This window comes from bacterium, from assembly GCA_026416715.1.
Lineage (GTDB): Bacteria > UBP4 > UBA4092 > JAOAEQ01 > JAOAEQ01 > JAOAEQ01.
Genome location: JAOAEQ010000005.1, coordinates 71,648 through 88,539, shown reverse-complemented (window position 1 = coordinate 88,539; position 16,892 = coordinate 71,648). Strand labels below are relative to the sequence as shown.

Sequence of the window (16,892 nt, the reverse complement as noted above, 5' to 3'; positions counted from 1 at the left end):
AGGTTATTCTTTCCTTCTAAGAAAGTTAATTACAATCATTCCCATAAGAACAATGAAGGTAATGCTAGAGATAATAAATCCAACCCTAAATGAAACTGGTTGATATATAAACTGTATTCGGTTATTTCCCGGAGGTAATATGAGCCCACGTAAAATATAGTTCGTCTGATATATTTGCTGTTCTTTACCGTTTACGAACGCTTTCCAACCGGGATAATCTATTTCACTCAATACTAAGAATGATGAAGTAAGAGAGAACGTTTCTAATTCTATTTTATTTGGAACATACTTGATAATATTTACCGATGGTTGTTGAGTTGGTTTCTCAAATTGTAAATTTACCTCACGTTCTATCAGCGCTTCGTTATGAGGGTTAAATTCATGACCATCATCAAATTTTCCGGTATAAATTGTTCTCCAAATTTCTTCAGCTGGTAAACTTTTGACTTGGGATACTAACCAGGCTCGAGGGAGAACGTTTCTATTTTCGTAAATTTCAATTTGAGATATCGTGGTTATTTTTTGCCAAATAGGGTCTATCAGTGTCTTGATGATAAAAAATCGCTTGCCCTGTTTTATTGATGCATCATATCCAAGTATATCACAAATATGAATCCCTATTTGCGGAACAGGTGCTATAAATTCAAATTCAATATGTTTTATTTCTGAACGGGTATCAAGTTTGAAGCTAGTTCGATATATATGCCCTTGATACGTTGAAGCAACCAGGAAACTCGTTTGAATTGCGGTTTTCTGATGTTTTAAGCGCAAGGTGACATCTGGTCTATCCGCAGCCCATTCTGCGGTATCTACCCCGGCACGCATCGTTTTTTTTATCTGTTGATTTTGGGTAGTAGTGAGATATATATTAGCTACAGGTTCATTTTGTGCGATTTCTACCGCATTGCTGAGATAGGAAACAACATCAACTCGAGAAATATAAGTGGGTTTAATTTCTACAGCAACTGTTCTACCGGTAGCGCTAGTGCCATCAGGATATTCAAAATGTAGATTTTCGCATTCATGTGGGATTAAGGCATATTTGGTATTGAGTAAATTTAAAAGGGGCTGATGATTTCGGAATATACTAGAAAAAGAAAATGTATTGCTTCCAATGCTAGGAGGTATTGTTCCAGTGTTATTGCCAAGAAGTTGGTCGTAACGTTTCAGCATAACCGGTTCAACACCAGCGATACTGCCTGCAGCGATAAGATTCGGTAGGTTCATTCCAAACACTCGAGTATTTTGTGGCAGATTTTCGAAAAAGTTATAGGGTAAGTATCGATATCGTTCAACAGGACATTGTGAACGAAGAAATTTAACTAGCGGTAATTCTGTATAGGTTGATAACCAAGTATGTGAATATTGAATAAACCAGGTTTTTAAATAGAGTGTTGGTTCGAATAGAAAAATCAGTATTAACCCAAGTTGTATCGCCGGTTTTTTAATCGAAAAAAGTAATCTGATTATACTGCCAGCTAATATGAATTTCAACATAAGAAACCATAATGAATATTGCATCGCAAGTTGTGAGGAAAGACATAAGAAAATGAAAATGATAGAGAGAATAATCGTCCCGAGGTAACAAGACCATTTCCATTGGAGCGTTTTAGTAATTTGGTTCTGTACAATATCAAATCCGATTCCTGCAAGAATAGATAGGGCAAAGCAAAACTCAAAACTATTCCGAAATGCACCCCGAAATAAATTATATGGAGGCACAAGGTATAATAAACGGTACAATGGAGTATGTCGACCCGCGATGAGCAGTAAGGCTAGAAATGCTATGCATCCCCAAAATATAACCAATTGGTTATGGATTAATTCAAGATGGTTTCGTTTTGTGAATATTACAATTACCAAAAGACCTACGAGGAATAAAGAAACAGGTAAAACGAATATACTTGCATCGGGTGAAATGGTGATGGGAACTAATATCGCTTTTAAGATTTGTGGCAGGTTGAGAGAACCTGCACTAAATGCAGCGTAGGATAATTTACTCCGGATGCTAAGTTGTAATGCTTCGAAAGAAGGAAGAATTTGGATGCTGGCAAGGAGTCCACCAAGAAATATGGTGAGCGAACAAAATACTATTGGGAAAAAACGTTTCTGAATATAACTCATATAGATTCCATATCCAATTATCAACAGAGCAGTATATACAAAAATTTGTCCATGTCCAGCTAATACTGCTAGCCCGTAACCTAATGCGCTACCGGAAAGGTATATCCAATTATGTTGGTATATTGCTTTTTGAACAAAAAATAGGATAACCGGAAGCCAAATCGCAGTATGCGTTACGCCGAGGTTATACGAAAAATGACCGATAAGATATCCCGAATAAGCGAAGGTTAAACCGGAAAGGATACTAGCTATTCGACTACATTTGATTTCCCGACAATAAAGATAGGTGAAAAAAGCGCTTAACACATAAGGTAAGGTTAATAGAGTATTTGCTGCTATACGATACGGCAAGATTAACAACAGCCAGGTTAAGGGATAAAAAATACTTGCTTGCGTCTGTGAAATTAGAGGATATCCAGAAAGAATATATGGATTCCATAATGGGAATATACCAGATTTTATAGAGTCAAAAAAATATTTTTGTAACGGATATGCTTCATCAAATTCATCGAAGACTACCAACCATTTTCCGGTAATAATAGGTTTACCAAAAATCAATAAAGCTATAAACAAAAATAATACTAATGGAAATAGGTATTCTGTAATGTATTTTAGCAACCGATGCATGTAATAGATTGAATGGAATTGATTATATGTGTTTTTCGATAAATTCACGATAAGCAAATTCTACCGTTTCCCAAGAATAATTTTTATCTATATATTCTTTACCTTGAACGCCGAGTTGTCTTCGTTCGGCATCGTGATGTAATAAATAGTCTAGGGTTGCTACAAACTCTTCGTATGATTGATAATATAGTCCGCCGTTACTCCGTCGGCAATGCCCTTTAAGTACGTCACAGGTTCCATTAACTAGCACTGCTTTTCCTACACTCATTGCTTCAAGTAATGCTATACACAAACTTTCATATTTTGATGGCATGATAAATAGTTTCGCGGTAGCGAGTGCGTTCCATTTATCTTGCTCATTTAAAGTACCGAGATAAACAATTTGCTGATGTTTTGGGATTTTCATTACATTTTTCCCGAGCAAAACCAATTTAGGGATTTGTCTGCTTTCACGATGAGTTTTTAAATAGTGCAAATAATATTGGAATAGCTGGTCGCATCCTTTATTCGGGTCAATCCGGCCAACATATAGTAAAAAATCATCGTTTAGCTGATATTTCTTTTTAAAATCTTCTATTTGTAAAGTAGCAGGAGGGGTGATTCCGACCCCGAGTATTGCATTTGGTATCGATTCATTATGGGTTATACTTTCGATCAGTTGTTTTTCTTCCGGGGTTAGATAGATTATGGCTTTCGGTTTATTCAGCAGAGTTTTCGAAATTTTTAAATATATCGTCTGGTCGTGTTCAGCAGTTGGGATTAAGATACTCTTTTTAGGAACAGTAAGTATGCCATGATAGCTTAAATAATAACGATAACAATAGAAAATGAATATATCATAATTATGTTGGTATCGTGTTATATATTCAATCAATTTCGGAGCATACGGTCCTTCTGATTTTAACCAGGCAAGTTCCGCTTTTTCAGAGTTCATCTTCGGATTGCGAAATACTCTTTTTGATTGCAAGGCGAATTCATATATATTCCGTTCTCGCTCAACCTTAAATCGGTGGATGGTAACGCTGTTGAGTTCTTGGGTTCCTTCCGGGAGCTCATTTCGCCAAGTTATATAATCTTTCGCGCAGGTTGTTAGTATATCAACTTGATTGGTTTTAGCGAGTCGTTCTGCAATCCATCGACAATGCAGTTCTGAGCCGCCGTTTATGTCGAGACCATACCGATGTATAACGATAGCTATTTTCATACATTTTTAAATGGATTTGATTGAATCGTAAGGTATCATAGTTTTTGTCTACGAAATTACCTGTCTGGTATCAAGGTTCAGGTATAACGATAACAGAATCACACGAAACCGCTATCTCCCGCGTATCAATACTATCCGGAATCACATCTTTCGGCACATTAACACGGCTATATTCCAATTTGAGAATATTATTTGCAGTTGTTGATAAGGTATATGAAGGTATTGAAAATTTAACCTCCTGCCAGGACCATTCATTTTTTAAAGTAATTGATTGTAGCGGGAAATTGTTCATAAAAATATGAATTATTTGCGGCGGTGCATTTGGGTAAACAAATGGCATAACTCGAAGTATTCCTGCATAATTTTTTTCGGGAATTAACGGGAGAAACAGTTCTGAACGGGTTCCTTGTGACCAGATGTAAGAAGTTCGTTTATCAGCTGTTAATTCATCAGCAAACCAACCGGTTGCCAGATAAGGTCGAGCAGAGATGTTACCGAGATCGAGCTCGAGGTGATCAGTAGGTTCCATCGGTTGTGCCCATTGAATTTGCGCTACACCTATCCCAAGCCGACGGTAATCCCAGATGGTCGTTCCTTCCTGCCTCTGCCAAGGATTCCAAGTTTTATCAACCAGAATGGATAATACCGCATCTTTTTTCCCTGGTTTACTTGATGGAATAGTATTCGGAACGATAAATTCATATTCTCCCCAGCCATTTCGGGTTAGAGTCAATCGGTCAATTAGTGTATGATTCAGATAAATTGAAACAGTAACCGGATATTGTGTGGTATCGAGTCGATAGGTAAGTATCGGTAGCGTAAATTTCCGCGCACGGATACCAATCTTTTTATAAGCAAGTTTATTTATCCAGCGAAAATAATATCCGGAATTTTGTTCCGGTTTATACATTCCCACCGTATAATCCAACCGGTCTTTAACTTTGTCTGAAGTAATAGAATTATACCCATAAACCGCGATAAGAAGAAGAATAAATACTCCAATGTTCGCTTTTGCAGATATGACATTTATATTTTTTCTTTGCAGGTTCGTTTCGTGTCGGAACGTTGTAGTCGAAGAACAATCAGGGGACAACGAAGTGAGTAATGCAACAGGGATCCAGAATAAAAGTTGCATTTCAACTTGAACGAGAGAATGCTGGGTTAATTGCGCTAGCAGGAATGCTATAAGCCCCGTCAACAACCCTAAGGGAACCAATCCATTATTTCTAATCGCTTTCCAGCCAATAATGAAGATTACGATAATCAGCCACAGAAATAAACCGAATCCAATTAACCCGAGTTCTGCTGCAAATTGTAAATAATAATTATGGGCATATGCGATTCGCAAAAAAGTGGTTACACCCGGTTTAAGGAAATATTCTAACCAAAATGGATATGAACCAATCCCGATTCCTACCAACGGCTGATAAGTAACCATAGCGAATGCTGCTTGCCATAACGGAATCCGATTTTTGAGAATCGTATCTGCGTCCGCGTGGGTATTAAGCGAAAATTTCAACACATCCCAATACGATTTATGTTGACTTAAATCTGTTGTGGTAGGATTTTGGGTAGAAATGATAATCAGGATTATGGTGGTGGATATGCCTACAATCAGCAGTATAATACTAATTTTAGTGAAATGGTTTCGAATAAACTGATATGAAATTTCTTTCCGCATTCGAGAAAAGGAAATGATTATTACCATGAAAATTGAACTCAATACAAAACTAAACCAAGCAGCACGCGAGCCTGTCCAAAGTAAATTGAGCAATAATAAGAAGATTAATCCACTGTATTTGATGAATGATACCCCTCGAGCGGATAACACCTTTGCGATAACTATCGGAATAACGAGAATAAGATATACACCATAGGTGTTCGGGTCAGTGAATGTTGAGTTTATCCGGGTTAAGTTCGGTGAAATGTGTTTCCAGTATTCCAATAGATTCCATTGAGTAACGTATTGAATGAGACCGTACCCGCTCATAAACCCGCTTGCAATTAAGAGCGTAGTGATAATACGGTCGCAATTTTTATCGTGTTCTTTCAGGTAGAATAATAATAAATAGAAAAACGCAATGCCGATAACTAGGGTTCGATAACTGTGAATAGCACTGATAAACCGGTCTTCTGGATAAGTCGTAAAAATACTTGGGATACTTTGGAACCATTTCAAGAAAACGAATGTTATCGGTGCATAACTAAGAGTAAGAAGTGTAGTAACAACTGAAAATGATAGTAGAATCACTAAATAGGTTAGGGGAATATCCAACGGTGATTTTTTCAGGATTCTAGCTTCTTTTCTTTTAAATAAGGTGATAAACATTAACCAACATAACATGATTACAGCTAACGAAATGGGAAACCCCTTTAATTGTGTCGGTAAAAGTGTAAGCATTGGGAAAATAAAAATAAATAATATTAAACCGGATAGTAAGTCCAGATTGAGAATAAATAAATATACGATTGTTATTAGGATAACCAGCCAGGGGAGATAATCAGAGTCGATAAGCAATAAACCGAAAGCAATAAGGAAAAAAATAAAACTAATCCAAAATAGAGAACGTGTCATTGCAAAGAATCCAATATTGCTTGTAGCCTTAAACCTAAAAAGCAGTAACCTTTTTAACTAACGTTATTCGAAGATTTTTGTCCGGTTATCTTACGATAATATGTGAGTATCGCTAGTATTTTTTCCCGTAGGATAAACGGAGTTAAAGCCTTATTATCTGTCGGGTCTATCCATACCCACGCTTCCAATGTCGCAATCGGTTGAGCGGGAAGTGGAGAGCGTAGTTCGGTCACGACAATTTGTGGAGCTGGTTCTGCAAGTATCCGATTTTCTTTTTGCCATTGATTGAATAATGCCTGAATTTCACTGCGCATATTTTCTATCGAATCAGTATATTCGATATAAAACGGAACCACAATGCGTTGTTTTTTAAGTTTAGTTAGATTAATTACTTTATTATTAATTACATTTTGATTCGGAATACTAACCATATAATTTTCCGGAGTAACCAATCGAGTTGTTCTAAGGGTAATCCGGTCAACTTTCCCTGTAGTGCCATCGAGTGTAACAATATCGCCGATTTCGAATGGTTTGTCCCAAAAAATGCTAAATCCGGCAATAAGGTTCGCCAGTGTATCTTTTGCAGCAAAACCGATAGCAATTCCGAGAATTCCTAATCCAGCGAGAAGCGAAGTTATCCGCGGGAAAATCGGTTCTAAACCGAGAATGATACCGTACCCGAGCACTGAATATTTTAATAGAGATAGGAGCGCGTCAATAACCGAAGGGGCTAATTTCGCTTTCTGCATTGCGCGTTCTGAAATTACCCGCAAAAACCGATATAGGAGATAAAATAGTAGGAAAATGAGTAGACCGAGGAAAATATTCGGTAAAAGATTAAAAAATCGGTCAATATAATTCAAAATAACTTGATGGAAATCAAAGAAATTTATCGTAGTTTGACCTGAATACTGGCTCGTGGTATTTGACGTCATACTGTATATCAAGTAATATTTGCCGGTTTTATAAATTAATGAATAGTATATCATAAATTTATTGACAATATAATCTTCATAACAATAGAGATAACGTTAATTTTTATCGGATAAAATCGTTGTAAAAGATTGGTACAAAACTAAACTTAAAAAAATGTAAATTGGTTAATATCAAACGTTATCTTTTTGTTATGTAGATAAGTTGACACAGAACAGAATTCAGGGTATTCTTAATTATATAAATAAACAAATTGAATATTTTTTCTAACTTAAATAAAATCAATTAAAAATGTATCTACTAAAATCCAATTAATATCTTGGTGTATTTTTTGCTCATATATTATGGTTTAACTATTATTTTAGGAAAGAGGAATTGAAGATGGGAAAGGATTTTGCGCAACGGAACCCGCCTAGATATCTTCAGAGAACGAGCGGTACTTGGCGTCATCGACATCCGTGGTTCCGTCGAATGTTAATTATTTGTTTAGTGTTAATCGGACTCATTTTAGTTTCTGGGGTGGTATTCGCGATAACTGCACCGGCGGTATTCAAAACGCCTGACCTGGACGCTCTAATGCAATATCAGCCATTTCAGGTAACCAAAATATATTCCGATACGAATGAACTGGTTGGCGAACTTGCCATTGAGAACCGAATTCGCATACCACTCTCGAAAATCCCCAAAAATCTGCAGAATGCGGTTATTGCTGTTGAAGATAAAAATTTTTATAAACATCATGGGATAGATTATAGTGGATTAGTTCGGGCTGCCTGGCGGAACTTATTAGCAGGGAAAGTGGTTCAAGGCGGGTCAACGATCCCGCAGCAACTAGCGAAAATCCTCTATACCGGTCGAGAACGAACAATTAAACGGAAAATAAAAGATGCAGTACTAGCGATGCAGATATCGAAAAAGTATTCGAAAGAACAAATCCTTGAAATTTATTTGAATCAGATTTATTTTGGTCATGGCGCATACGGAGTTGAAGCAGCGGCAAATCTCTATTTCGGGAAATCTGCTACACAATTAAATCTAGCAGAATGCGCGTTGTTAGCTGGATTAATTCGCGCTCCGGAATATTATTCGCCGTTTCGGAATCTTGACCGAGCGAAAAAACGCCGGAATTATGTTATTTCTCGAATGCTCGAAGAAGGTTATATCACTAAAAATCTTGCAACGCGGGCGCAACTTTCTGCAATCATCTTGTCCAAACGCCGTGAACGATTTACCGCAGCTGCATATTTTACTGAACAGGTACGGCGCGAGTTGGAAAGCGATCCGAACTATGGAACGAATGCAATTTATAAAGAAGGGCTCCGTGTGTATACCACGATGAATATGCAAATGCAATTAGCTGCCCAAGAGTTAATCAAACTCCATTTACAGCGAATTGAACAAGAACAACAGGAATTGCGGAATCTCGCTGGCAAGAGTAAAAAAACCGCATTGAAATTGAATCAGACTGGATTGGTTAAAATCGTCCGATTATCTGAACCAATCGATTTGAAAACCCGAAAATTTCCGAAATCGGTTATCGTAGATGCTCTTGGAAAACAAGTGACGCTAAAACTTCCGGAGGAGTTGCCGTGGTTAGCGCCGGAGAATATTTTGAAACCAGCGAATTATCTGCTGGTTAAACTGGTTAGTGTTGATGCTAAAGGTGATCCTGTGCTTGTTTTAGTCGAAGAACCGCATGTCCAAGCGGCATTGATTGCGATTGACCCACAGACAGGTGGAATTAAAGCTATGGTTGGTGGATATGATTTTAATGAAAGTCAGTTTAACCGTGCAATACAGGCGTATCGTCAGCCGGGGTCTGCATTTAAACCGATTGTTTACGCTGCTGCGTTAGATAATGGGTATGTTCCTTCGGATATTATCACGGATGCACCGATTAGTTTCACGTTCGGTAATAAAACCTGGGCACCAAAAAATTATGATGGGAAATATCGCGGGGCAGTAACGCTTCGATATGCATTAGAGCATTCGTTAAACGCCGCTACGGTTCGGCTCGGGTCGAAGATAGGGATTGATACGATACTCGAATATGCACATCGGTTAGGAATACCGGATACGGAAGATAGAACATTAAATCGGGATTTATCGTTGGTGCTTGGAAGTTGCGATGTTATGCCGATAGAACTCGTTTCAGTCTATGCGATTTTCTGCAATGGTGGAACGTGGTATCAGCCGAACATATTTCGGTCAATTGCTGACCATAGTGGGCGGGTGATTGAAGAGTTTACCATACAATCGAAGGAAGTAATCAGTCCACAAACCTGTTATCTGATAACCGATATGATGAAAGGGGTTATCAAACGCGGAACCGCTGCCTATTATGTTGGAAGTAAATTCAATCGACCTGCTGCCGGGAAAACCGGAACCTCGAGTGATTATTCTGATGCGTGGTTTATTGGGTATACGCCGAATTTAGTGGTTGGCGTCTGGGTCGGGTATGATAAACGCGCTCCACTCGGACATGCGATGACTGGCGGTCGTTGTGCCGGACCAATTTGGCGAGATTTTATGCTGCGAGTATTAGAAGGAACAGAAGTAACTGATTTCCCAGTTCCGCCGGGAATTGTTTTTGTTGATTTATGCAGTGCCACTGGGAAAAAGGCGACCGCGCGATGTAAAGAAGCCTCTGATTTAGATGGCGGGAAAACCTTCTATATATATCGAGAAGCATTCAAAGAAGGTACCGAACCTAGGGAATATTGCGATTCCGAACATACCGGATTAACTCCAATTTCGACAGGGGAAATTGATGCGGAAGCGCCTCCGACAGATGCACCGTAAAATTCTAAACGAAATGTGAATATCGAAATTTGAAACTCGAGATTAACACAAAAAATTAACCGTAAAAGACACACAGCAATCGCTGAAGTATAATACAGAAAGAACATCTTTACGTGTCATCACGGTTAATGTTTTTAGCAATGGTAGAGCATAATATCCAAATCATGCTCATGCAGGAATCGGATTTAGATGCCGTAGTGCAGATTGAAGAAGAATCATTCAGCGACCCATGGAAAAAGAGCATGTTCGCTACAGAATTGAAAGAACAGGGATTTTCTACACCGTTAGTCGTTAAAGATAACGGTAAAGTCATTGGATATGCGATATTCTGGCAAGTACTTGACGAAGCGCATATTGGCAATTTCGCTATCCATCGAGAATATCGCCGAAAACATATCGGTAGTTTACTCATGCAGCATATCATTGAACTTGCCATTAAACGGAAGATAAAAAAGATCACACTCGAAGTTCGGGTTTCAAATACTCCCGCAATTGAACTCTATCGCCGATTCGGTTTCCGCGAAATCGCTATTCGCCATAATTTCTATCACAATCCTATCGAAGATGCGTATGTCATGCTGAAAAGCATGCTATAATTCATTTCACATTTAACATTGAACAACAATTAGCATTTCAATTGTACATTGTGCTTTGCTAATGTTACATTCTCCAATGAATCTTTCAATTATCGTTGGGCATAGCAATAGTGATTTTGATGTCGTTGCGTCAATGGTAGCCGCGAAAAAACTCTACCCGCATGCGCAATTGGTTTTCGCTGGGTCGCAAGAAAAATCAGTTCGAAATTATCTCGCTGCATATCCGCAGCTTGTTCCTGCAGTGAAAGCGAAACAGATTAATTTAGCTGAGGTAACCGAGATGATTCTAGTCGACACTCGGTATGCGAGTCGCATTGGAATTTTCGCTGAATTATTGAATCGTCCTAATGTTAAAATTACCGTGTTTGACCATCATCCGAAAAGTCAAGGTGATATTACTGGAGATGTTGAAGTGATTCAAGAAGTTGGTGCTACCACGACTATTTTGATCGAACTCATCAAAAAACAGAACCTTACCCTTACTCCGGAAGAAGCGACGTTAATGGCGCTCGGTATCTACGAAGATACTGGGTCACTAACCTTTCTTTCCACGACAAAAGCTGACCTTGATGCGGTTAAATATTTGCTGGATTGCGGTGCGGATTTGACGCTAGTCCCGACGTATGTATTCCATGATTTAGATACTGAACAAATCCCGATGTTAGGTGATTTAATTCGTGCGTTAACCGAACACTATATTGACGGGGTGAAAATTGCAATTTCAATAATTCGTGCGGAGAAATATATCGGCGATTTAGCGTATTTAGTCCATAAACTTCGGGATATCGAGAATCTACCGGTTATTTTCGCTTTAGTTCAGCTCCCTGACCGTGTCCAGGTTATTGCTCGAAGCCAGACGAAAGCGCTAAATGTTGCAGAAGTATTATCTCATTTCGGTGGTGGCGGACATCGGACCGCAGCCTCTGCGTTGGTTAAGGATATTACGGCGGAACAATTACAACAGCAGTTAATTGAAACTATCCAAGGTTGTATCGTTCCCTTAATTCGTGCCAAAGATATGATGAGTTCACCGGTAATGACCGTTTCGCCGAATCATACTGTTGACCAGGTGCGGAAGATTATTCTCCGTTATGGACATAGTAGTTTTCCCGTTATGGCAGGAAATAATGTCGTAGGAATTGTTTCTCGATTCGATATAGACCGGGCAATGCACCTTGGATTGGCACAATCGCCGATTAATAAGTTTATGAGTACCAATGTTATTTCCGTTGACCCGCTCGCTTCGTTACATCAAGTTCGCGCTTTGTTGCTTGAACATGATATTAACCTTTTACCAGTTATCGATTCGAATCGACTTATTGGCGTTATTACCCGTCATGATTTGTTGAAAATAACGCATCAAGAATTCATAACCGCAGAACCACAATCAGATTCAAGAACTACGTTACCGCTACCCGAATCTGCCACCGCTAAATTTCAGAATATCGCTGCACTTATGCGCGAACGATTACCAGCTGAACTTATTGGGTTCCTTCGACAAATCGGTGAGGTAGCTGACCAGATTGGATATACAGCGTTTGTCGTCGGTGGGTTTGTACGTGATTTGTTACTGAATGTTCCGAACTATGATATTGATATTGTAGTCGAAGGTGATGGCATAACCTTTGCACGGAAATTCGCCCGAATCATTAACGGGCACTGTAAATCGCATAAACGGTTTAACACAGCTATTGTAACTTTAGCAAACCCGCTTCGTGGTGAAGGGATGTTAGCTCCGGTACAAAAAATTGATATCGCTACTGCCCGAACCGAATTCTATGAATATCCAGCAGCGTTACCGCAAGTTGAAGCGAGTACCATAAAACACGATTTATACCGGCGCGATTTCACCATTAACGCCATGGCAATAAAACTCAATCCGACAGAATTCGGTCTGCTGTATGATTATTTCAACGGGCAACGAGATTTAAAAAAACGGACTGTACGCGTTCTCCATAATTTGAGTTTCGTTGAAGACCCGACCCGGATATTCCGCGCGATTCGGTTCGAACAGCGGTATAATTTCCGGATAGATAAACATACCCGACATTGTTTGGAAAATGCATTAGAGTTAGAGCTATTTGCGCAACTCGGGAATCAGCGGGTGCGCGAAGAACTCGTGCAGATATTAAGTGAACCTAATCCGATTAAAGCGATTCGACGTATGCAAGAACTAAATATCTTGCAGTTTATCCATCCGCAGATTCGACTCAATCAGGCATTGACCCAGCTATTCAATTCGGTTCAGGAAACGCTGACTTGGTACCGAGAGAACTTCGAGAGGATAGAACTCAGAACTCAGCCGTCAGACTGGGAAAATCAGAAACAAGAAGCGACAGGTGAAAAGCGAGAAGAGAAACACTCTGCACTTTGCACTTTGCACTCTGCAATTGAAAGTTGGTTATTATATTTTTTGGCGTTACTCGACCAATTGGATTTGGATACTGCGCTTACCGTTTGTAACCGGTTGGTTATGCCGATGTATGCAACTACGGTGGTTAAACAGGTTAAGGTCGAAACGAATACGGTTCTCGATAACCTTGCAGAACCTGAAATAAATAAACCGAGCCGAATCTACCTAGTCCTCTATGAGAAGAAACTCGAATCGGTATTATTCTGGCTAGCGAAAACGGTATCGCCGGCTAGTAAGCAGTATATTCAGGGACATGCTCAAGCATCAGAACCGGTTGCTGAAAAAATCAAACGATTTTTAGCCGAATATCGATTTGTCCAAATATTCACTACCGGTAACGATTTATTAAATCTCGGTTATCCCCCTGGTCCGGAATATAAGAAGATATTGCTCTCTCTCCTACTTGCAAAATTAGATGGAATTGTACTGACAAAAGAAGATGAATTGAAGTATCTTTCCAAGGTTTTTCCTCTTTAAACAAATCGCATAATAAAAATATAAATATAAACTTACCGGAATATTTATGCTATAATAATATATAGATATATATTAAGTGCTAAATTGATGACTTCTTGAAGTAAAAGTGGAGATGAACCAGTGTGGGTTAAAGGCACACTGGTTCATCTCCACTCTATACCTAGGATATAAAAAGGATATGAAAAGGAAAAAAACAACTGATTCGCCGCAGGTTACAATAAAAATTCCATTAGAAAAGTTTATCCGGGAAGCGAAAACAAGGTTTCAAGTGAAATTAAATAAACTTAACCTTAATCCAGCACTTAAAAATCAGGTTATAAATTCGTTTGAATCTGCAATATCCGAAATTCTGGTATCAAAATTCGCGAATGAAGGGATTGTAGAACTGGTACAGTTTCCGTTAGGTTCGCTGTCCGCTAGCGGGAAATTCGATGACCCTGATGCAGGTTCTATCGTTTATGTTCCCGGTACGGAAAAACATAAACCGTATATTCGGAAATGGGTTAATCCGAAGAACACGCTCACCGCAAAACGAATTGAACATCGGACTCTGTTTAAACAGGTTAGCCAACAATGGAAACATGAATCGGACGCAATTAAATCCTTATGGAATGATTACGCAAAAAAGATAGAATTCGCTAGCGGACAAACGATGTATATCAAACACTGGTTTAAAATTGGGAAAGAAACTGGACAATATCCGAAGCTCGGATTTAAACCGTAAAAAACTAACCGCAGCGTGCGCTATGGATAAACAATACGTTGGTAGTTCTGTATAATCTATGCAGTATTACTTTTATTTCTTTTTCAATTTGAAAGAATCATATAATTCGCCTAACGCATTATACGATTCATACGATAAGCTGTTTTTATCTACGCTGATAACCTGAAATAACTGCCTTCCGTTTTCCATTTTCACCATTACATCTTTATACTTCTGACCTAGACCATACACTTTCGTTCCACTAACTGAAACCACATATACCGTTCCTGGTTCAGTATCTGCAACTTTCTTGCCATTGCGCAGTTTATAAGTTCGACCGTAGGTATGGTCGTGCCCCTGGAGAACTAAATCAACGGTATATTTATCGAAAATCGGTAAGAACAGCTTTTGTAACTGCGGATTATCTCGATTGACCGCAGTTGAATAAAACGGTTGATGGATCGCAACAATTGTCCACCGTTGCTGGTTTTTCGCTAGAACTGAGTCCAGCCACTGCGCCTGTTCTTCGAGCTTTTCGTTGCCATTTAACATAACTAGTCGAACCCCTTGATAATCAAGGTAATAAACGGATTCTTCTAATCCTGCAGGACCGTTTTCCGGTAATGTAAATTGCGGACGCCATAGATAGGTAAGCGCCGGTGTAGTCTCGGTAGCGCCAGGTTTCGGCAGATATTCATGATTTCCAGGGAGTAAGATTATCGGGGTCATTCGCGGTATCCAACCGAACGCATCATATAGTTCCGCCCATAGTTCATCTTTATTACCGTTATTAACTATATCTCCAGTTATGAGCCAAAACCGAGCATCAGGCGCTTTCGTATATGCTGCACGAAATATTCGCGAACACATCGATTTGATATCATTCTGCGGATCGCCGAAATAGATAAATTTAAATGCTGCAATGGTATCCGTTGCGGTTCTAAACTGATTCCATTCACTCCAATATTTTTCATTACCAACTCGATACGCATAGAGTGTATTCGGTTTTAACGCATCGAATATAACCGAATACTGATATACCGTCGTTCCGTTATCTAATTGCACTGATTCTGTTTTCGCGGGAACGGTTTTCGCGCTTTTTGTTAAATCCGTTGATTCATTGGCGAGTGTAATCTGTGCTTGCGGATTTATCACCGCAGCGTTAGTCCGCCAGGTAACCGCTACGCTATTCGCTGGTGTTGCGGTTAAATTCAAAATAATTCGTTCAGGAGAATTATCCAGCTGCGGTTGCGCAGCGTAAAGTAAATAACTACTTAAGGATAAAACGAAAAAAACGAAGAGAACTTTACCATATCTATATCTAAGCGATTTAGCGTAAACCATTCGGGTAATCTCCTTGAAATGTAGATTTGTGTATTCCTCAATAGATTATAATATGAACGGAACCCATTTGGCAATGAACATGCATAAAACCGGTTCAATCGTGAGGCAAACTTCGTTGTGCTATTCAGCTGTTTTTCCACGTAGATAGTTCCAACTATCAGTACGGTATTTTTGGGTAAGGAGTTTTTCCGCAAGAGTTCGTTCAGAGTTCGTTAATTCAATCGGTTCGAAATCTATTCGGAATTGAATTACGAACCCTTGGATGAGATGGTTGATAAGAGTCTCTAATTGAATCGGCGTTGGAAGATGATGGTTAATCGCAGTAACACAGGGAGCTATAGTTTCATTAGCGATTGCAAGAAAATATCGCTGGTCTTGTTTCGGGTCGTAATCGAGTAGGATTGACCCTTGCTGCAACATCGCGTTTTGAATACGGCGTTGCGCTGACCCGATTAGTTTTTTTCCGTTAACGGTTACTTCATATCGGCTCGTAGCGGCGAAACAGAGCGGTGATTTCGAAACGAAACCGGTGATACCAGCGTTTTCCGTTCGGTCTTCTATTTTCCGAGTTACCGACTCTTGCTTTTTAAGCTTCGGGCGTTCGAGTGTCGCGTTGATCCCTAATAACTTCAGACCTTTGACAAACGCTGCGCTGATAACTCGATACGATTCGGTGATATTCTTCGGGATATTCGGATAGCTATCCGGAATAACGAGACTATAGGTTAGTTCAGAGTTATGAAATACCGCTCTACCACCGGTAGGCCGACGAACTACCGGAACATTATCTTGTTTGCATGCAGTTAAATTTATCTCCTGCTCGATATTCTGGAATCTGCCGATGCTGATTGACGGTTTCGACCAGGTATAGAACCGTAGGGTAGGGGATTGAAGTGAGTTGCTAACCGTATACTGTAGAATCGCTTCATCAATCGCCATGTTGGTGAACGCATCTTTAGCTCCGTCAAGTATAAGTCTCCATATCATAAAGAATACACGTTAAATGTCAAAATCCAAATTTCATATGTATGTTGAATGAAAAGCTAACCAGAAAATACCTAAGAAATTTATATCATTTTGTGGGTATAACGAAT

The 16,892-nt window shown here is 39.2% G+C and carries 10 protein-coding genes; 4 read left to right on the top strand and 6 right to left on the bottom strand.

The genetic code is table 11. The features are described from left to right. Positions 1-3: 3 nt before the first annotated feature. From N3A72_03235 to N3A72_03220, 4 genes are all read right to left on the bottom strand, one after another. The gene (locus N3A72_03235) at positions 4-2,697 is read right to left on the bottom strand and encodes a YfhO family protein (GenBank protein ID MCX7918625.1); all 2,694 of its coding nucleotides are present in this window, start codon (positions 2,695-2,697) and stop codon (positions 4-6) included. 76 nt (positions 2,698-2,773) lie between these two features. After that, a complete protein-coding gene (locus tag N3A72_03230) occupies positions 2,774-3,955 on the bottom strand; it encodes a glycosyltransferase (protein ID MCX7918624.1) in 1,182 nt (393 codons plus the stop codon). A gap of 70 nt (positions 3,956-4,025) precedes the next feature. Next, positions 4,026-6,356, bottom strand: coding sequence for an O-antigen ligase family protein (locus tag N3A72_03225; protein ID MCX7918623.1), 2,331 nt, complete (start codon positions 6,354-6,356; stop codon positions 4,026-4,028). 227 nt (positions 6,357-6,583) lie between these two features. Further along, on the bottom strand, positions 6,584-7,465 hold the full coding sequence (locus N3A72_03220; protein ID MCX7918622.1) for a mechanosensitive ion channel family protein: 882 nt from the start codon (positions 7,463-7,465) through the stop codon (positions 6,584-6,586). A gap of 379 nt (positions 7,466-7,844) precedes the next feature. Here N3A72_03220 and N3A72_03215 point away from each other — a divergent pair, with 379 nt between their 5' ends. From N3A72_03215 to N3A72_03200, 4 genes are all read left to right on the top strand, one after another. Beyond that, positions 7,845-10,265, top strand: coding sequence for a PBP1A family penicillin-binding protein (locus N3A72_03215; protein MCX7918621.1), 2,421 nt, complete (start codon positions 7,845-7,847; stop codon positions 10,263-10,265). 140 nt (positions 10,266-10,405) lie between these two features. Next, positions 10,406-10,861: a ribosomal protein S18-alanine N-acetyltransferase gene (gene rimI / locus N3A72_03210; GenBank protein MCX7918620.1), complete on the top strand. Its 456-nt coding sequence runs from the start codon at positions 10,406-10,408 to the stop codon at positions 10,859-10,861. A gap of 76 nt (positions 10,862-10,937) precedes the next feature. Next, a complete protein-coding gene (locus N3A72_03205) occupies positions 10,938-13,751 on the top strand; it encodes a CBS domain-containing protein (protein MCX7918619.1) in 2,814 nt (937 codons plus the stop codon). 178 nt (positions 13,752-13,929) lie between these two features. Then, on the top strand, positions 13,930-14,475 hold the full coding sequence (locus N3A72_03200) for a hypothetical protein (GenBank protein ID MCX7918618.1): 546 nt from the start codon (positions 13,930-13,932) through the stop codon (positions 14,473-14,475). 72 nt (positions 14,476-14,547) lie between these two features. Here the strand turns inward: N3A72_03200 and N3A72_03195 are convergent, their stop codons facing one another. Together N3A72_03195 and N3A72_03190 are read right to left on the bottom strand one after the other, a co-directional pair. After that, complete coding sequence (locus N3A72_03195) at positions 14,548-15,798, bottom strand: metallophosphoesterase family protein (GenBank protein ID MCX7918617.1); 1,251 nt, start codon at positions 15,796-15,798, stop codon at positions 14,548-14,550. A 120-nt stretch (positions 15,799-15,918) separates the two neighbouring features. Next, complete coding sequence (locus N3A72_03190) at positions 15,919-16,785, bottom strand: lipoate--protein ligase family protein (GenBank protein MCX7918616.1); 867 nt, start codon at positions 16,783-16,785, stop codon at positions 15,919-15,921. Positions 16,786-16,892: the final 107 nt, after the last annotated feature.

Coding starts and splice junctions, on each gene's coding strand:
- N3A72_03230 (MCX7918624.1), bottom strand. CDS start 3,955: ATGAAAATAGCTATCGTTATACATCGGTATGGTCTCGACATAAACGGC.
- N3A72_03220 (MCX7918622.1), bottom strand. CDS start 7,465: ATGACGTCAAATACCACGAGCCAGTATTCAGGTCAAACTACGATAAAT.
- N3A72_03195 (MCX7918617.1), bottom strand. CDS start 15,798: ATGGTTTACGCTAAATCGCTTAGATATAGATATGGTAAAGTTCTCTTC.
- N3A72_03200 (MCX7918618.1), top strand. CDS start 13,930: ATGAAAAGGAAAAAAACAACTGATTCGCCGCAGGTTACAATAAAAATT.
- N3A72_03215 (MCX7918621.1), top strand. CDS start 7,845: ATGGGAAAGGATTTTGCGCAACGGAACCCGCCTAGATATCTTCAGAGA.
- N3A72_03225 (MCX7918623.1), bottom strand. CDS start 6,356: ATGCTTACACTTTTACCGACACAATTAAAGGGGTTTCCCATTTCGTTA.
- N3A72_03205 (MCX7918619.1), top strand. CDS start 10,938: ATGAATCTTTCAATTATCGTTGGGCATAGCAATAGTGATTTTGATGTC.
- N3A72_03190 (MCX7918616.1), bottom strand. CDS start 16,785: ATGATATGGAGACTTATACTTGACGGAGCTAAAGATGCGTTCACCAAC.
- rimI (MCX7918620.1), top strand. CDS start 10,406: ATGGTAGAGCATAATATCCAAATCATGCTCATGCAGGAATCGGATTTA.